The sequence below is a fragment of the Anoxybacillus suryakundensis genome, from assembly GCF_001418025.1.
In the GTDB taxonomy this organism is placed as follows: domain Bacteria; phylum Bacillota; class Bacilli; order Bacillales; family Anoxybacillaceae; genus Anoxybacillus; species Anoxybacillus tengchongensis.
Genome location: NZ_LIOK01000002.1, coordinates 20,818 through 33,518, shown reverse-complemented (window position 1 = coordinate 33,518; position 12,701 = coordinate 20,818). Strand labels below are relative to the sequence as shown.

Annotated in this window: 15 protein-coding genes; 11 read left to right on the top strand and 4 right to left on the bottom strand. The window is 43.8% G+C overall.

Features of this window, described 5'->3' with window-relative positions; genetic code table 11:
- Window positions 1-26 precede the first annotated feature (26 nt).
- The 3 genes from ASC42_RS01390 (at window position 27) to ASC42_RS01380 (ending at window position 1,403) form a co-directional block, all read left to right on the top strand.
- Window positions 27-296 (top strand): UPF0223 family protein, encoded by a 270-nt coding sequence (locus ASC42_RS01390; RefSeq protein ID WP_055440220.1) that lies wholly within the window; start codon window positions 27-29, stop codon window positions 294-296.
- A gap of 85 nt (window positions 297-381) precedes the next feature.
- Window positions 382-570, top strand: a complete 189-nt coding sequence (locus ASC42_RS01385) for a hypothetical protein (RefSeq protein WP_055440219.1) — start codon at window positions 382-384, stop codon at window positions 568-570.
- Window positions 571-620: 50 nt separating this feature from the next.
- Window positions 621-1,403: an inositol monophosphatase family protein gene (locus tag ASC42_RS01380; protein WP_055440218.1), complete on the top strand. Its 783-nt coding sequence runs from the start codon at window positions 621-623 to the stop codon at window positions 1,401-1,403.
- On the opposite strand, the gene ASC42_RS01375 is transcribed toward ASC42_RS01380, so the two are convergent.
- Complete coding sequence (locus ASC42_RS01375; protein ID WP_055440217.1) at window positions 1,404-1,586, bottom strand: DUF5325 family protein; 183 nt, start codon at window positions 1,584-1,586, stop codon at window positions 1,404-1,406. It lies immediately after the preceding gene.
- A 104-nt stretch (window positions 1,587-1,690) separates the two neighbouring features.
- On the opposite strand from ASC42_RS01375, the gene typA reads away from it, so the two are divergent.
- From typA to ASC42_RS01360, 3 genes are read left to right on the top strand one after another with little or no spacing between them, the layout of a single operon-like run.
- A complete protein-coding gene (gene typA, locus ASC42_RS01370; protein WP_055440216.1) occupies window positions 1,691-3,526 on the top strand; it encodes a translational GTPase TypA in 1,836 nt (611 codons plus the stop codon).
- A 12-nt stretch (window positions 3,527-3,538) separates the two neighbouring features.
- Entirely contained in the window at window positions 3,539-3,841 is a 303-nt protein-coding gene (locus ASC42_RS01365) for a YlaH-like family protein (protein WP_032101577.1), read from the top strand.
- A complete protein-coding gene (locus ASC42_RS01360; RefSeq protein ID WP_055440215.1) occupies window positions 3,838-4,119 on the top strand; it encodes a hypothetical protein in 282 nt (93 codons plus the stop codon). The genes ASC42_RS01365 and ASC42_RS01360 overlap by 4 nt, the downstream gene beginning before the upstream one ends.
- Window positions 4,120-4,151: 32 nt before the next feature.
- Here ASC42_RS01360 and ASC42_RS01355 read toward each other — a convergent pair whose 3' ends face one another.
- Entirely contained in the window at window positions 4,152-4,352 is a 201-nt protein-coding gene (locus tag ASC42_RS01355) for a YlaI family protein (protein ID WP_055440214.1), read from the bottom strand.
- 93 nt (window positions 4,353-4,445) lie between these two features.
- Between ASC42_RS01355 and ASC42_RS01350 the strand changes: the two genes are divergently transcribed.
- Window positions 4,446-4,901, top strand: a complete 456-nt coding sequence (locus tag ASC42_RS01350) for a pyridoxamine 5'-phosphate oxidase family protein (RefSeq protein ID WP_055440213.1) — start codon at window positions 4,446-4,448, stop codon at window positions 4,899-4,901.
- 19 nt (window positions 4,902-4,920) lie between these two features.
- Here the strand turns inward: ASC42_RS01350 and ASC42_RS01345 are convergent, their stop codons facing one another.
- Window positions 4,921-5,505 carry a YhcN/YlaJ family sporulation lipoprotein gene (locus ASC42_RS01345; protein ID WP_032101573.1) on the bottom strand — a complete coding sequence of 195 codons (585 nt, stop codon included), beginning with the start codon at window positions 5,503-5,505 and terminating at the stop codon, window positions 4,921-4,923.
- 109 nt (window positions 5,506-5,614) lie between these two features.
- Between ASC42_RS01345 and ASC42_RS01340 the strand changes: the two genes are divergently transcribed.
- Window positions 5,615-6,946, top strand: coding sequence for a PhoH family protein (locus ASC42_RS01340; RefSeq protein WP_055440212.1), 1,332 nt, complete (start codon window positions 5,615-5,617; stop codon window positions 6,944-6,946).
- 23 nt (window positions 6,947-6,969) lie between these two features.
- Here ASC42_RS01340 and ASC42_RS01335 read toward each other — a convergent pair whose 3' ends face one another.
- Window positions 6,970-7,464, bottom strand: a complete 495-nt coding sequence (locus ASC42_RS01335; protein ID WP_082435657.1) for a hypothetical protein — start codon at window positions 7,462-7,464, stop codon at window positions 6,970-6,972.
- Window positions 7,465-7,605: 141 nt separating this feature from the next.
- On the opposite strand from ASC42_RS01335, the gene ASC42_RS01330 reads away from it, so the two are divergent.
- The 3 genes from ASC42_RS01330 to pyc all read left to right on the top strand — a co-directional run bounded on the left by ASC42_RS01330 (window position 7,606) and on the right by pyc (window position 12,678).
- On the top strand, window positions 7,606-7,896 hold the full coding sequence (locus tag ASC42_RS01330) for an Fpa/YlaN family protein (protein WP_004891276.1): 291 nt from the start codon (window positions 7,606-7,608) through the stop codon (window positions 7,894-7,896).
- Between the two features lie 74 nt (window positions 7,897-7,970).
- Window positions 7,971-9,173: a putative lipid II flippase FtsW gene (ftsW, locus tag ASC42_RS01325; RefSeq protein ID WP_055440210.1), complete on the top strand. Its 1,203-nt coding sequence runs from the start codon at window positions 7,971-7,973 to the stop codon at window positions 9,171-9,173.
- A 64-nt stretch (window positions 9,174-9,237) separates the two neighbouring features.
- Window positions 9,238-12,678, top strand: a complete 3,441-nt coding sequence (gene pyc / locus ASC42_RS01320) for a pyruvate carboxylase (protein ID WP_055440209.1) — start codon at window positions 9,238-9,240, stop codon at window positions 12,676-12,678.
- The last annotated feature ends 23 nt before the right edge of the window (window positions 12,679-12,701 follow it).

Sequence of the window (12,701 nt, the reverse complement as noted above, 5' to 3'; positions counted from 1 at the left end):
ACAGATGACAAAGAAAGGTGAACATCATGAAATATGCTTATCCGATTGATTACAGTTGGTCAACAGAAGAAATCATCGACGTTATTAAATTTTATGAAGGGATTGAAGAAGCGTACGAACAAGGCATTGAACGAGAGCGACTGATGAACTTATATCGCCGCTTTAAACAAATCGTCCCAAGTAAAGCGGAAGAGCGAAAACTATGTGATGAGTTCGAAAAAGTAAGCGGCTATTCATCATACGAAACGATCAAAAAAGGAAAAGAGTTGTCCAACGGAGATATTGTGAAAATGTAAAGTTGCATATCCCCTTTCCGTTACATAGTATGTAAAAAAGGAATTTTCAGAAAACATACTTTTTACAATGGAAGGGGTGCACCGCATGAAAAAAACTGCCGATGGATTCAAAAAAATGGATGGAGAAAGACGAATAAAAGTATTAAAACTTGAAGTCGATTACGAACTAGCCACCCTTTATGAAGCGATGTTAGAAAATAATGAAGCGAAAAAAAACGAATGTAAACGAAAATTAGAAAAACTACGCCAAGAACTTATTCGTCTGTCGAACTGAAAGGCGGCAAGCGCCGCCTTTTCTACATAAGTATATGCAGGAGGTATGATATGTGGAACGAAATTGATCAACATATGCAGCATTGGATTCGTGAAGCAGGGGAGCGCATCCGCGATGCGTTTCAAACGAAACTAAAAATCGAAACGAAATCAAGCCCGTCTGACTTAGTGACAAACGTCGATCGGGAAATCGAACAATTTTTTATTGAACGCATTCGTCGGACGTATCCGACACACCGCATTTTAGGAGAAGAAGGGCTCGGGGATACGCTTGAAGCGCTAGACGGCGTCGTTTGGATTATCGACCCGATTGACGGAACGATGAATTTCGTTCATCAACAGCGCCACTTTGCGATTTCTGTCGGGGTGTTTCAAGATGGCGTCGGCATGCTTGGCTACATTTACGATGTGGCGTTTGACGAACTATATTATGCACAAAAAGGAAAAGGGGCATTTTTAAACGGCACACCGCTTCCACCGCTTGAGAAAACAACGCTTGATCGCTCGATCATTTCATTAAATGCGACGTGGGTGACGGAAAACCGTCGCATCGACCCGAACGTCCTTGCCCCGCTTGTGAAAAAAGCGCGCGGCACGCGTTCGTACGGCTCTGCGGCACTTGAGATGGCGTATATCGCAGCGGGTAAACTAGATGCTTACATGACGCTTCGTTTGTCGCCGTGGGATATTGCCGGTGGGATGGTCATCGTGCAAGAAGTAGGCGGTGTGGTGACAAACTTGTACGGTGAGCCGCTCAATATGATTGAAAAAAGCTCCGTGTTCGTTTCAAAGCCGGGATTGCATGAAGAAATACTTGCGATCATTCAGCGCTAACTACCGATTGTTAGCGCTTTTTCTTTTTTTCAGTGAAAAACCAAGACCCATCACGCCAAAAAAAGCAATCATCGACCCGACGATCGCTGGCACATGTCGATAAGCGATCGCAATGCCGGTGCCTATTAACGTCATCGTCGCAAGTAGCGCTATCATAAAAAAAAGCGGTTGAAGTTTATTCATATGTTCTCCTCCTCTTTCCTTTAGATTACAACAAAACATTCCGCTTTTCTACTATGTTTATGCTATAATAGACGCGCAATGTTGAAAAATAGGAGTTGAATGAATTGAGAAACGATATTCGTAACATCGCGATTATTGCGCACGTCGACCACGGAAAAACGACGTTAGTCGACCAATTGCTTCGCCAATCAGGCACGTTTCGGGCGAACGAACAAGTGGAAGAACGGGCGCTTGACCGCAACGATTTAGAACGTGAACGAGGCATTACGATTTTAGCGAAAAATACAGCCATTCAATACAAAGGTACGCGCATTAACATTTTAGATACGCCGGGACATGCGGACTTCGGTGGCGAAGTCGAACGCATTATGCGGCTTGTCGATGGGGTGTTGCTCGTTGTCGATGCGTACGAAGGATGTATGCCGCAAACGCGCTTCGTCTTAAAAAAAGCGCTTGAACAAAACTTAACGCCTATTGTCGTCGTCAATAAAATTGACCGCGAATTTGCTCGACCGCACGAAGTTGTCGATGAAGTGATCGATTTATTTATTGAGCTCGGCGCATCAGAAGACCAACTTGAATTTCCGGTCGTATACGCCTCAGCGATTAACGGCACCGCAAGTTTAGATGCAGACAAACAAGATGCCGATATGACGGCGCTATTTGAAACGATTATTGAACATATTCCAGCACCAATCGACAATAGCGACGAGCCGCTTCAATTTCAAGTGGCGCTTCTCGATTATAACGATTACGTCGGTCGCATCGGGATTGGACGCATTTTCCGCGGACGTATGCAAGTCGGGCAACAAGTGGCGCTGATGAAGCTCGATGGCTCTGTGAAAACGTTTCGCGTGACAAAACTGTTTGGCTTTCTCGGGTTAAAACGTATTGAAATTGAAGAAGCGAAAGCGGGCGATTTAGTTGCCGTTTCCGGAATGGAAGATATTAACGTAGGCGAAACGGTATGTCCGCTTGACGTGCAAGAAGCGTTGCCACCGCTTCGTATTGACGAGCCGACGTTGCAAATGACGTTTCTTGTGAACAATAGCCCGTTTGCTGGTCGGGAAGGAAAACATGTGACCGCAAGAAAAATTGAAGAACGTCTTCGTTTACAGTTAGAAACAGACGTCTCGCTTCGCGTTGAACCAACGGATTCGCCAGATGCATGGATCGTGTCTGGACGTGGAGAGTTGCATTTATCCATTTTAATTGAAAATATGCGCCGCGAAGGTTTTGAACTGCAAGTATCCAAACCAGAAGTCATTATGAAAGAAATCGACGGCGTCATGTGCGAACCGGTCGAGCGCGTGCAAATTGATATTCCTGAAGAATATACGGGGGCGATTATGGAGTCGCTTGGGGCGCGCAAAGGGGAAATGATCGATATGATCAATAATGGAAACGGACAAGTGCGCCTTATTTTCCTCGTTCCAGCGCGCGGACTAATCGGCTATCGGACAGAATTTATGTCGCTTACGCGCGGATACGGCATTTTAAACCATTCGTTCGACTGCTATCAACCTGTCATCCCAGGTCAAATCGGCGGCAGACATCAAGGGGTACTCATTTCGATGGAGACAGGAAAAGCGACAGCTTATGGCATTATGCAAGTCGAAGACCGCGGCGTCATTTTCATCGAACCGGGAACAGAAGTATATGAAGGAATGATCGTTGGTGAACATAGCCGCGACAACGATTTAGTCGTGAACGTATGTAAAATGAAACATGTGACAAACGTTCGCTCGTCAACGAAAGAACAAACGGTGACGATGAAAAAACCGCGCCTTATGACGTTAGAAGAAGCGCTCGAATATTTAAACGACGACGAATATTGCGAAGTGACGCCACAATCGATTCGCTTGCGGAAAAAAATATTAGACAAAAACGAACGCGAAAAAATCGCGAAAAAGAAAAAACTCGCTGAGCAAAAAAAATAGGGGGAAGTCGTCATGGATGTGATCGGTCGCCTGTCATTTTTCGCTTCGCTATACAACGTGCACGAACAGCCAACGAAAGGGATGTGGCTATTGTACGTGACGATCATCGTTTTATCGATTATCGTCTATCGGCTCGGCTTTGCGCGTGAACTACCGCTATTAAAAAACGTCGTCATTTACGCGCTGCTTGTGCTCGGTTGCACGATTTTAACGTTTTTTGCCGTCTTTTTACCTGTGGCGGAAGGATTGCTTGTCGCAGCCATCGTATTAATCATTTATAAATGGCGTCTTCGTCGTGAGGGGGGACGCGCGTGAAACTACAGGATGCGGTGTACAATTGGCTGACGATTAAAGTGGTCGCACAGGCGCGCCCAGATGATACGGCGGCACAAGAGACAGAACAATTTTTTGCTGACTTATTGCGTGAAGATCATGCGATGGAGCAAATCGCGTTTACAAAAGAAGGTGACGTCTATACGGTCACATGTACGGCAAACGACGAATCACGCACGTTTCGTTTTCCAGCCGAGCTCATCGAAGCGATGCTCGATCAAATCAATCGTGAACCAGACAAATATGCCAATTACGAATAAGCGCCTATGCTTCGTGCAAGGCGCTTTTTTTATTACCATTCCGTTTCGTGTTTGCTCGTTCGGAAAAAGCGAAATTTGCCGGTGGCGAGCCGCTCTTTCGTTTTTTTCTCAATGCGCTCATGGCATGTTTCGCACATATATGTATGAATTGGGCGGTTGCGCAACCGTTTTGCCAGCAACGTTTCATCGTCTAACGTATCGATTTTTTCACAAAGAATGCATCGTACTCTCATCGTCAAACCTCACATGTTTTTTTACGAATTAGTATATCATATTGTTTGAAAGTGTGTGAAAAAAAGGTATGATAAAAACAAGGAGGGATACATATGCCAAATGCGGTAGAACCGACATTAATTGAGCCTTTGTTCCAAGCGTTGCAAAAAGAACGATATGTCATTGTATGTACGATCGACCATGAAACAGGCGCACCAAATGCAAGCGCCATTTCATGGGTGTACGCGCCGGCGCACGATAAAGTATATTTTGCCGTCGATCAACGCTCGCGCATTGTCGCAAATGTGCAGGCGAATCCAGCGATGTCCATCGTTTTAATCGCAAACGAATCGACGTATTCCATTAGCGGAAAAGCACATGTGAAAGTTGAAAAACTAGAAAACGTTCCGTTGAAGCTTGCAGTGATTCAAGTAGATATTGAAGAAGTGCGCGATGTGATGTTTTACGGTGCAAAAATTGCACTCGAACCGAAATACGAAAAAACGTATGATGCGCAAGCTGCTGCCAAGCTCGATCAACAAGTGATGAGCGCGTTAAAACAAGCATAAGCCGAGCAATATGCTCGGCTTATTTCATATGGTCGTTTGATTGTTTTTGTTGTTCGTTTTCTAGTTGCTTTTGTTCACCATCGTTTAACTGTTTATCGTTTTGTCTTGTTGAACGCGGATTTGTCGTTTGTAAAAAGTCGCTTGGGATTTCAGGCATGACGCGTCCGACAATCGCCGCTAACTCGTCCATAAATCCTTGAATCGGCTTTCCTTTCTCTACTTGCTTTTGAATGGCTCTCAGCCGCGTATTTAAATCCGCATCCGCAATGACGATCGCATTGGCCCCGTACGGATCTTTTTGTAAACTTTCCACAACGGAATATTTCACCGTTCCAACGCGCGACGGATCAAGTTTAGCATTGACATCAATGCCTACTAACGCATATTTCCCAACAACTAATACGGTCGCATCGTTCACATTTGGCACGCTGCTCGCAAGATTTGCGAGATGACGCGCGATTTGTTGCCCGGACTTATTGACGATTTTTTCATTTGTCGTATTTTTCACATGAACGAGCGAGTCGCGATTATTCGGTTGCGCTTGTTGTCCGCAGGCACTTATAAAAAGCAACATGAAGATGATGATATATTTCAATCGTTCCACCCCTTTTCGACTTTAACTTTATTTTGCAAAACTTCTTCTATCTTTATGCGTCCGTTCATATATATAAACAACAATCCCGTCCACCGACGGTCGTCAAGGGGGAGAAAACGTGGGCAAAAAAATATACGTATTAGATACAAATGTGCTTTTGCAAGATCCATATTCTATTTTTTCCTTTCAAGATAATGAAGTGGTCATCCCGGCTGTCGTATTAGAAGAAGTGGACTCGAAAAAGCGATATATGGATGAAATCGGAAGAAATGCTCGCCAAGTATCTAAAATTATTGATAGCTTAAGAAAAAACGGAAAGTTGCACGAAAAAATTCCGCTTGATAACGGTGGGGTGTTGCGCATTGAATTAAATCATCGTTCGTTTCATCAACTGCAAGAAATTTTTGTTGAAAAAACGAACGACAATCGCATTTTAGCCGTCGCGAAAAATTTATTGCTTGAGGAACAGTCGAAAGAAAACGGTCGCCCTGTTATTTTAGTCAGTAAAGATGCGCTCGTACGCGTCAAAGCTGATGCGATTGGGCTAGAGGCGGAAGATTTTTTAAGCGACCGCGTTGTTGAAATTGACCATATTTACACCGGATTTTTAGATTTGTACATAAGCCCAGAACATTTGGCGCGCTTTTATGAAAAAGGTGAACTTGTGCTGGCAGAAATTACAAACCACCCGTTTTATCCGAACCAATTTATTATTATGAAAGATGCACTTGGCGGTTCGTCATCAGCGCTCGGTATGGTCGATCATACAGGAAAAAAAGTGCGCAAACTTGTGTTTCATTACGATCATATTTGGGGCATTCGTCCGCGCAACGTGCAACAAACGATGGCATGTGAATTGTTGCTTCGCACCGACATTCCGCTTGTGACGCTCATCGGAAAAGCAGGAACAGGAAAGACGCTGCTTGCGTTAGCGGCCGGACTCATGCAGACGGAAGATATGCGGTTATATAAAAAATTGCTTGTCGCTCGTCCAATTGTACCTGTCGGGAAAGATATCGGCTATTTGCCAGGCGAGAAGCAAGAAAAATTACGACCGTGGATGCAACCAATTTTTGACAACTTACATTTTTTATTCGATACGAAAAAGCCGAGTGAACTTGATGCGATTTTATCAGGTATGGGATCCATTGAAGTTGAAGCGCTCACGTATATACGCGGAAGGAGCATTCCAGAACAGTTTATTATTATTGATGAGGCGCAAAATTTAACGAAACATGAAGTGAAGACGATTTTAACGCGCGTCGGCGAGCGAAGTAAAATTGTGTTAATGGGTGATCCGGCCCAAATCGATCATCCGTATTTAGACGAATACAATAACGGGCTCACATATGTTGTTGAAAAATTTAAAGAACAAAAAGTAGCGGGGCACGTGCGATTAGTGAAAGGAGAGCGTTCATCGCTTGCGCAACTTGCGGCAGACCTTTTGTAAGAAAAGAGGCAAAACGCCTCTTTTCACTCGACGATAAACGCCCGTACGTGGGTAATTGGGTTGTCGCGATTTGAACCATCGCCAAAATAAATATGGACAGGTCCATCTTCTTTGAGCGGTTTGCCGTCTTTTGAAAAACATAATAATAACTCATAAGCATCAGCAAGTGAAATCGTCGTATCGCCGTTTTCTGTGACGATGGTGAACTGTGTTGCATTGTCGTTCGGTTCTGCGTTGCGTAAAAACGGGGCAAACGGCATGCCGAACGTACCGATTAATATTTTTTCTTTTTCGAATTTCTTTTCGGTCTGCAGCGTCGGAGGCGACACCGCTCCTTCTTGAATTTCACGATCCCAATACGCTGAAATGTTTTGAATGCCGTCTATGTCTTCTTGTTGTTCGATTTGTGGATGACGTGTAAAATAAGTATGTACATCTACTTTTCGATCGTCAAAAATCCATACGCTCGGATCGAGTGTAATCGTAAATTTGACGTTCCCTTTGATGACGATGACCATGTTTATTCCCCCTATCTGCCTTTCATTATATGATGAAAGCGTTTGTTTTGTAAAATGAATTGGTCAAGGCATGATGCTTGCATTTTTTTCGTATTCACGATAAGATGAAGGAACAGGAACGTACGGAACGGAGGGGTCAACGTGACGCCTGAAGTGGCGATAAACTTTCGAGAAAGAGCCTATTCGTTATTGCAAGCGGATGCGGAAAAAATTGTGAAGCTTATTCAAGTGCAAATGGATCACTTAACGATGCCACAATGTCCGCTATATGAAGAAGTGTTAGATACGCAAATGTTCGGGTTATCCCGTGAAATTGATTTTGCGGTCCGATTAGGACTTGTCGATGAAAAAGACGGGAAGGCCATTTTAGACCGACTTGAGCGCGAGCTTTCGGCATTGCATGAAGCGTGCACGAAAAAGAAGAAAAAATGACAAAAACTCAAACGAATTTCGTTTGGGTTTTTTCTGTTTTATAGTACAATGCAAATAAGAAAGTGAAAAGGAAGATGGGTCAGATGCGCTTGAAAACGTTTATGAAATATCATGATTATCCGTTAATCATCGCTGTATTTTTATTATCGCTGTTTGGGCTTATCATGGTATATAGCGCAAGCATGATTACAGCAGTCACTCGTTTCCATACGGCGAGCGATTATTTTTTCCAAAAACAAAAATGGGCGTGGATCATCGGGGCATGTATGTTTTTATTCCTTGCATTTGTTCCATATAAACATTATGCGCGCAAAAAGTTTTTGCAACTCGTTTTTTTTGCCATGCCTTTGCCGCTCATTTATGTCCTTTTGTTTGGACATACAGCGAACAATGCCACAAGCTGGATTAAACTCGGACCTATTAACATTCAGCCAGCTGAATTTGCGAAAATCGGCTTAATTGTATATTTAAGCGGGGTGCTAGCAAACAAACAAAAAAAATTGCAAACTTCCCCGCAAGACGTGCTCTTTCCTGTTTATTATATGTTGTTCATTTGCTTGCTTATTTTCTTGCAGCCAGACGTTGGAACGATGATCATTATCGCGTTCATTTGCGCAGCAATTATCTTCTCTTCTACCGCTAGCAAACGGCTATTAATGAAACAATTTTTATTGTTCAGTTTGATCATTGGATTCGTTGCGCTTATTTCCGGTCCGTTTATATATGATAAAGTTTTCACCAAAGTACGTATGGCGCGTATTTACAGTTTTCTCGATCCATTTGCATATCCTCAAAAAGAAGGATACCAGCTCATTAACTCGTACTTTGCGATCGCAAACGGAGGCTTAAAAGGGCTAGGACTTGGACAAGGCATTCAAAAGTACGGTTATTTGCCGGAAGCGCATACGGACTTTATCATGGCGGTCGTTGCCGAAGAACTTGGCTTATTTGGTGTTTCATTCGTCCTCCTTTTATTATCGTTTATCGTCTTGCGTGGTTTTTCTATTGCAAGAAAATGCCACGATGCGTTCGGCAGTTTATTAGCGATTGGCATTTCAACGATGATTGGTTTTCAAGCATTTATCAACCTCGGTGGAATTTCAGGAATGATTCCACTTACAGGCGTCACCTTGCCGTTTGTGAGCTACGGTGGCTCATCGCTCGTTTTACTTATGATGTCTGTCGGCGTATTAGCGAACATTTCTGCAGTGACAAACTACGAAAAGCATAAAAATGAAAAAAGCCATATTCAAAAAAATGATATTTCTTTTTCGTAATCCTATTTACAAATACAGAAAATTCGTTATAGTTTTTATATGAAGAATAGGGGGAGGATCACATATGAGGCGTATTCAAAAAGTACTTGTCGCAAACCGTGGAGAAATTGCCATTCGCGTCTTTCGTGCATGCAACGAGCTTGGCATTCGCACCGTTGCGATTTATTCGCGCGAAGACGCAGGATCGTACCATCGCTATAAGGCAGATGAAGCGTATTTAGTCGGGGAAGGAAAAAAGCCAATTGAAGCGTATTTAGACATTGAAGGCATTATTGAAATTGCAAAAATGCACGATGTCGACGCGATTCATCCAGGATACGGCTTTTTATCGGAAAACATCGAATTTGCGAAACGATGCGAAGAAGAAGGCATCATTTTTATCGGTCCGCGCCAAGAGCATTTAGATATGTTTGGCGATAAAGTAAAAGCGCGTCACCAAGCGAAACAAGCGGGCATTCCGGTCATTCCGGGAAGCGATGGCCCTGTGCAAAGCTTGGAGGATGTCGTGCGCTTCGGTGAGACATACGGTTATCCGATGATCATCAAAGCGGCATTAGGTGGCGGCGGTCGCGGGATGCGCATCGTTCGTTCGCAATCGGAAGTAAAAGAAGCGTATGAGCGCGCGAAATCGGAAGCGAAAGCAGCCTTCGGTAGCGATGACGTATATGTCGAGAAATTAATTGAAAATCCAAAACATATTGAAGTGCAAATTTTAGGCGATGCATACGGCAACATCGTTCATTTATACGACCGAGATTGTTCCGTACAACGTCGCCATCAAAAAGTGGTCGAAGTGGCGCCGAGTGTATCGCTTTCTAAGGAGCTTCGCGAAAAAATTTGTGAAGCGGCAGTCAAACTCATGAAAAACGTGCAATACGTCAACGCAGGAACCGTCGAGTTTCTCGTTTCTGGCGATGAGTTTTACTTTATTGAAGTCAATCCGCGCATTCAAGTCGAGCATACCATTACTGAAATGATTACGGGCATTGATATTGTCCAATCGCAAATTTTAATTGCGGAAGGTCATGCGCTACATAGCGAAAAAGTTGGCATCCCGAAACAAGAACATATTCATGTGCACGGATATGCGATTCAGTCACGCGTCACAACAGAAGATCCGCTAAATCACTTTATGCCAGACACTGGGAAAATTATGGCATACCGCTCAGGCGGTGGCTTCGGCGTTCGTTTAGATGCAGGTAATAGTTTCCAAGGAGCAGTCATTACACCGTATTACGATTCGCTATTAGTAAAAGTGACAACGTGGGCGTTAACGTTTGAACAAGCAGCGGCGAAAATGTTACGCAACTTGCGTGAGTTTCGTATTCGCGGCATTAAAACGAACATTCCGTTTTTAGAGAACGTCGTCCAACATCCGAAATTTTTAACAGGGGAATATGATACATCGTTTATTGATACGACACCTGAGCTTTTTATTTTCCCGAAACGGAAAGACCGTGGGACGAAACTGTTATCATATATCGGAACGGTCACCGTAAATGGATTTCCAGGCATCGGAAAAAAGAAAAAGCCTGTATTTGATCCACCGCGCATCCCGAAAATAAACTATATGGAGGAGATGCCAAAAGGGACGAAACAAATTTTAGATGAGCGTGGCGCTGACGGGCTTGTCCGATGGATTAAAGAGCAAAATCGAGTGTTGCTAACGGATACGACGTTTCGTGATGCCCATCAATCGCTTTTAGCTACGCGCGTGCGCACAAACGACTTGATGCGCATCGCGGAACCAACGGCGCGTTTATGGCCGCAACTGTTTTCGATGGAAATGTGGGGCGGAGCGACGTTTGATGTCGCATATCGCTTTTTAAAAGAAGATCCATGGGAGCGCCTCATTCAATTGCGTGAAAAAATTCCAAACGTCCTGTTTCAAATGTTGCTTCGCGCCTCCAATGCTGTCGGATATAAAAACTATCCAGATAACGTCATTCGTGAGTTCGTTGCAAAATCAGCTGAAGCAGGCATTGACGTATTCCGCATTTTCGATAGTTTGAACTGGGTGAAAGGAATGACAGTTGCAATCGATGCGGTACGTCAATCTGGAAAAGTAGCGGAGGCAGCTATTTGTTATACGGGCGACATTTTCGATCCGGCACGCACAAAATACAACCTCGACTACTATAAAAACTTAGCGAAAGAGCTTGAACAAGCAGGCGCGCACATTTTAGCGATTAAAGACATGGCGGGACTATTAAAGCCGCAAGCAGCGTATACGTTTATTTCCGCTTTAAAAGAGGTCGTTGATATTCCAATTCATTTGCATACGCACGACACAAGCGGCAACGGCATTTATACGTATGCGAAAGCGATTGAAGCAGGGGTAGATATTCTAGATGTCGCTGTTAGCTCCATGGCTGGTTTAACGTCACAACCGAGCGCCAATACGCTTTATTATGCGCTAGAAGGAACCGAGCGTGCGCCAGAAGTGGATATCGCATCGCTTGAAAAATTATCGCGTTATTGGGAAGATGTGCGCCAATATTATGCGGACTTTGAAAGCGGTATGAACGCGCCGCATACGGAAGTATATATGCACGAAATGCCGGGCGGACAATATAGCAACTTACAACAACAAGCAAAAGCAGTCGGCTTAGGAGATCGTTGGGATGAAGTAAAAGAAATGTATCGTCGCGTCAACGATTTATTTGGCGACATCGTAAAAGTGACGCCATCATCGAAAGTCGTTGGCGATATGGCGCTATATATGGTACAAAACAATTTAACAGAACAAGACATTTACGAACGCGGGGAAACGCTCGACTTCCCTGATTCCGTTGTTGAGCTATTTGAAGGCTATCTCGGTCAACCGCATGGCGGATTCCCTGAAACATTGCAACGCATTATTTTAAAAGGGCGCGAACCAATTACCGTTCGTCCGGGCGAGCTATTAGAGCCGGTCGACTTTGAAAAGTTAAGAGAAGAACTGTACCATCTCATTCAACGTGAAGTGACTGACTACGATGTGTTAGCTTATGCGCTTTATCCGAAAGTATTTGTCGAATATGCACGCACCGTTGAACAGTTCGGTGACGTATCTGTTTTAGATACGCCAACATTCTTATACGGCATGCGTCTTGGTGAAGAAATTGAAATCGAAATTGAAAAAGGAAAAACGTTAATCGTCAAGCTTGTTGCAATCGGTCAGCCACAAGCAGACGGGACGAGAGTTGTTTACTTCGAATTAAACGGTCAGCCGCGCGAAATTGTCGTGAAAGACGAAAGCATTAAAACGACGATTGTCGCACGTGTGAAAGCAGATCGTAACAATCCGAACCATATTGCTGCGACGATGCCAGGAACAGTAGTAAAGGTGCTTGTGGAAAAAGGAGAAAAAGTGAAAAAAGGCGACCATTTAATGATTACAGAAGCGATGAAAATGGAAACGACTGTTCAAGCACCGTTTTCTGGCGTTGTCAAAGATATTTATGTCAAAGGCGGCGACGCGATTCAAACGGGAGATTTATTAATTGAATTAGCCGAAAAATAAAAGAACGAGGGATCCCTCGTTCT

What these genes read in the sequence shown, in the direction of transcription:
- ASC42_RS01390 (WP_055440220.1), top strand. Translation starts at nt 27, where the DNA reads ATGAAATATGCTTATCCGATTGATTACAGTTGGTCAACAGAAGAAATC.
- ASC42_RS01385 (WP_055440219.1), top strand. Translation starts at nt 382, where the DNA reads ATGAAAAAAACTGCCGATGGATTCAAAAAAATGGATGGAGAAAGACGA.
- ASC42_RS01380 (WP_055440218.1), top strand. Translation starts at nt 621, where the DNA reads ATGTGGAACGAAATTGATCAACATATGCAGCATTGGATTCGTGAAGCA.
- ASC42_RS01375 (WP_055440217.1), bottom strand. Translation starts at nt 1,586, where the DNA reads ATGAATAAACTTCAACCGCTTTTTTTTATGATAGCGCTACTTGCGACG.
- ASC42_RS01365 (WP_032101577.1), top strand. Translation starts at nt 3,539, where the DNA reads ATGGATGTGATCGGTCGCCTGTCATTTTTCGCTTCGCTATACAACGTG.
- ASC42_RS01355 (WP_055440214.1), bottom strand. Translation starts at nt 4,352, where the DNA reads ATGAGAGTACGATGCATTCTTTGTGAAAAAATCGATACGTTAGACGAT.
- ASC42_RS01350 (WP_055440213.1), top strand. Translation starts at nt 4,446, where the DNA reads ATGCCAAATGCGGTAGAACCGACATTAATTGAGCCTTTGTTCCAAGCG.
- ASC42_RS01335 (WP_082435657.1), bottom strand. Translation starts at nt 7,464, where the DNA reads ATGGTCATCGTCATCAAAGGGAACGTCAAATTTACGATTACACTCGAT.
- ftsW (WP_055440210.1), top strand. Translation starts at nt 7,971, where the DNA reads ATGGGTCAGATGCGCTTGAAAACGTTTATGAAATATCATGATTATCCG.
- pyc (WP_055440209.1), top strand. Translation starts at nt 9,238, where the DNA reads ATGAGGCGTATTCAAAAAGTACTTGTCGCAAACCGTGGAGAAATTGCC.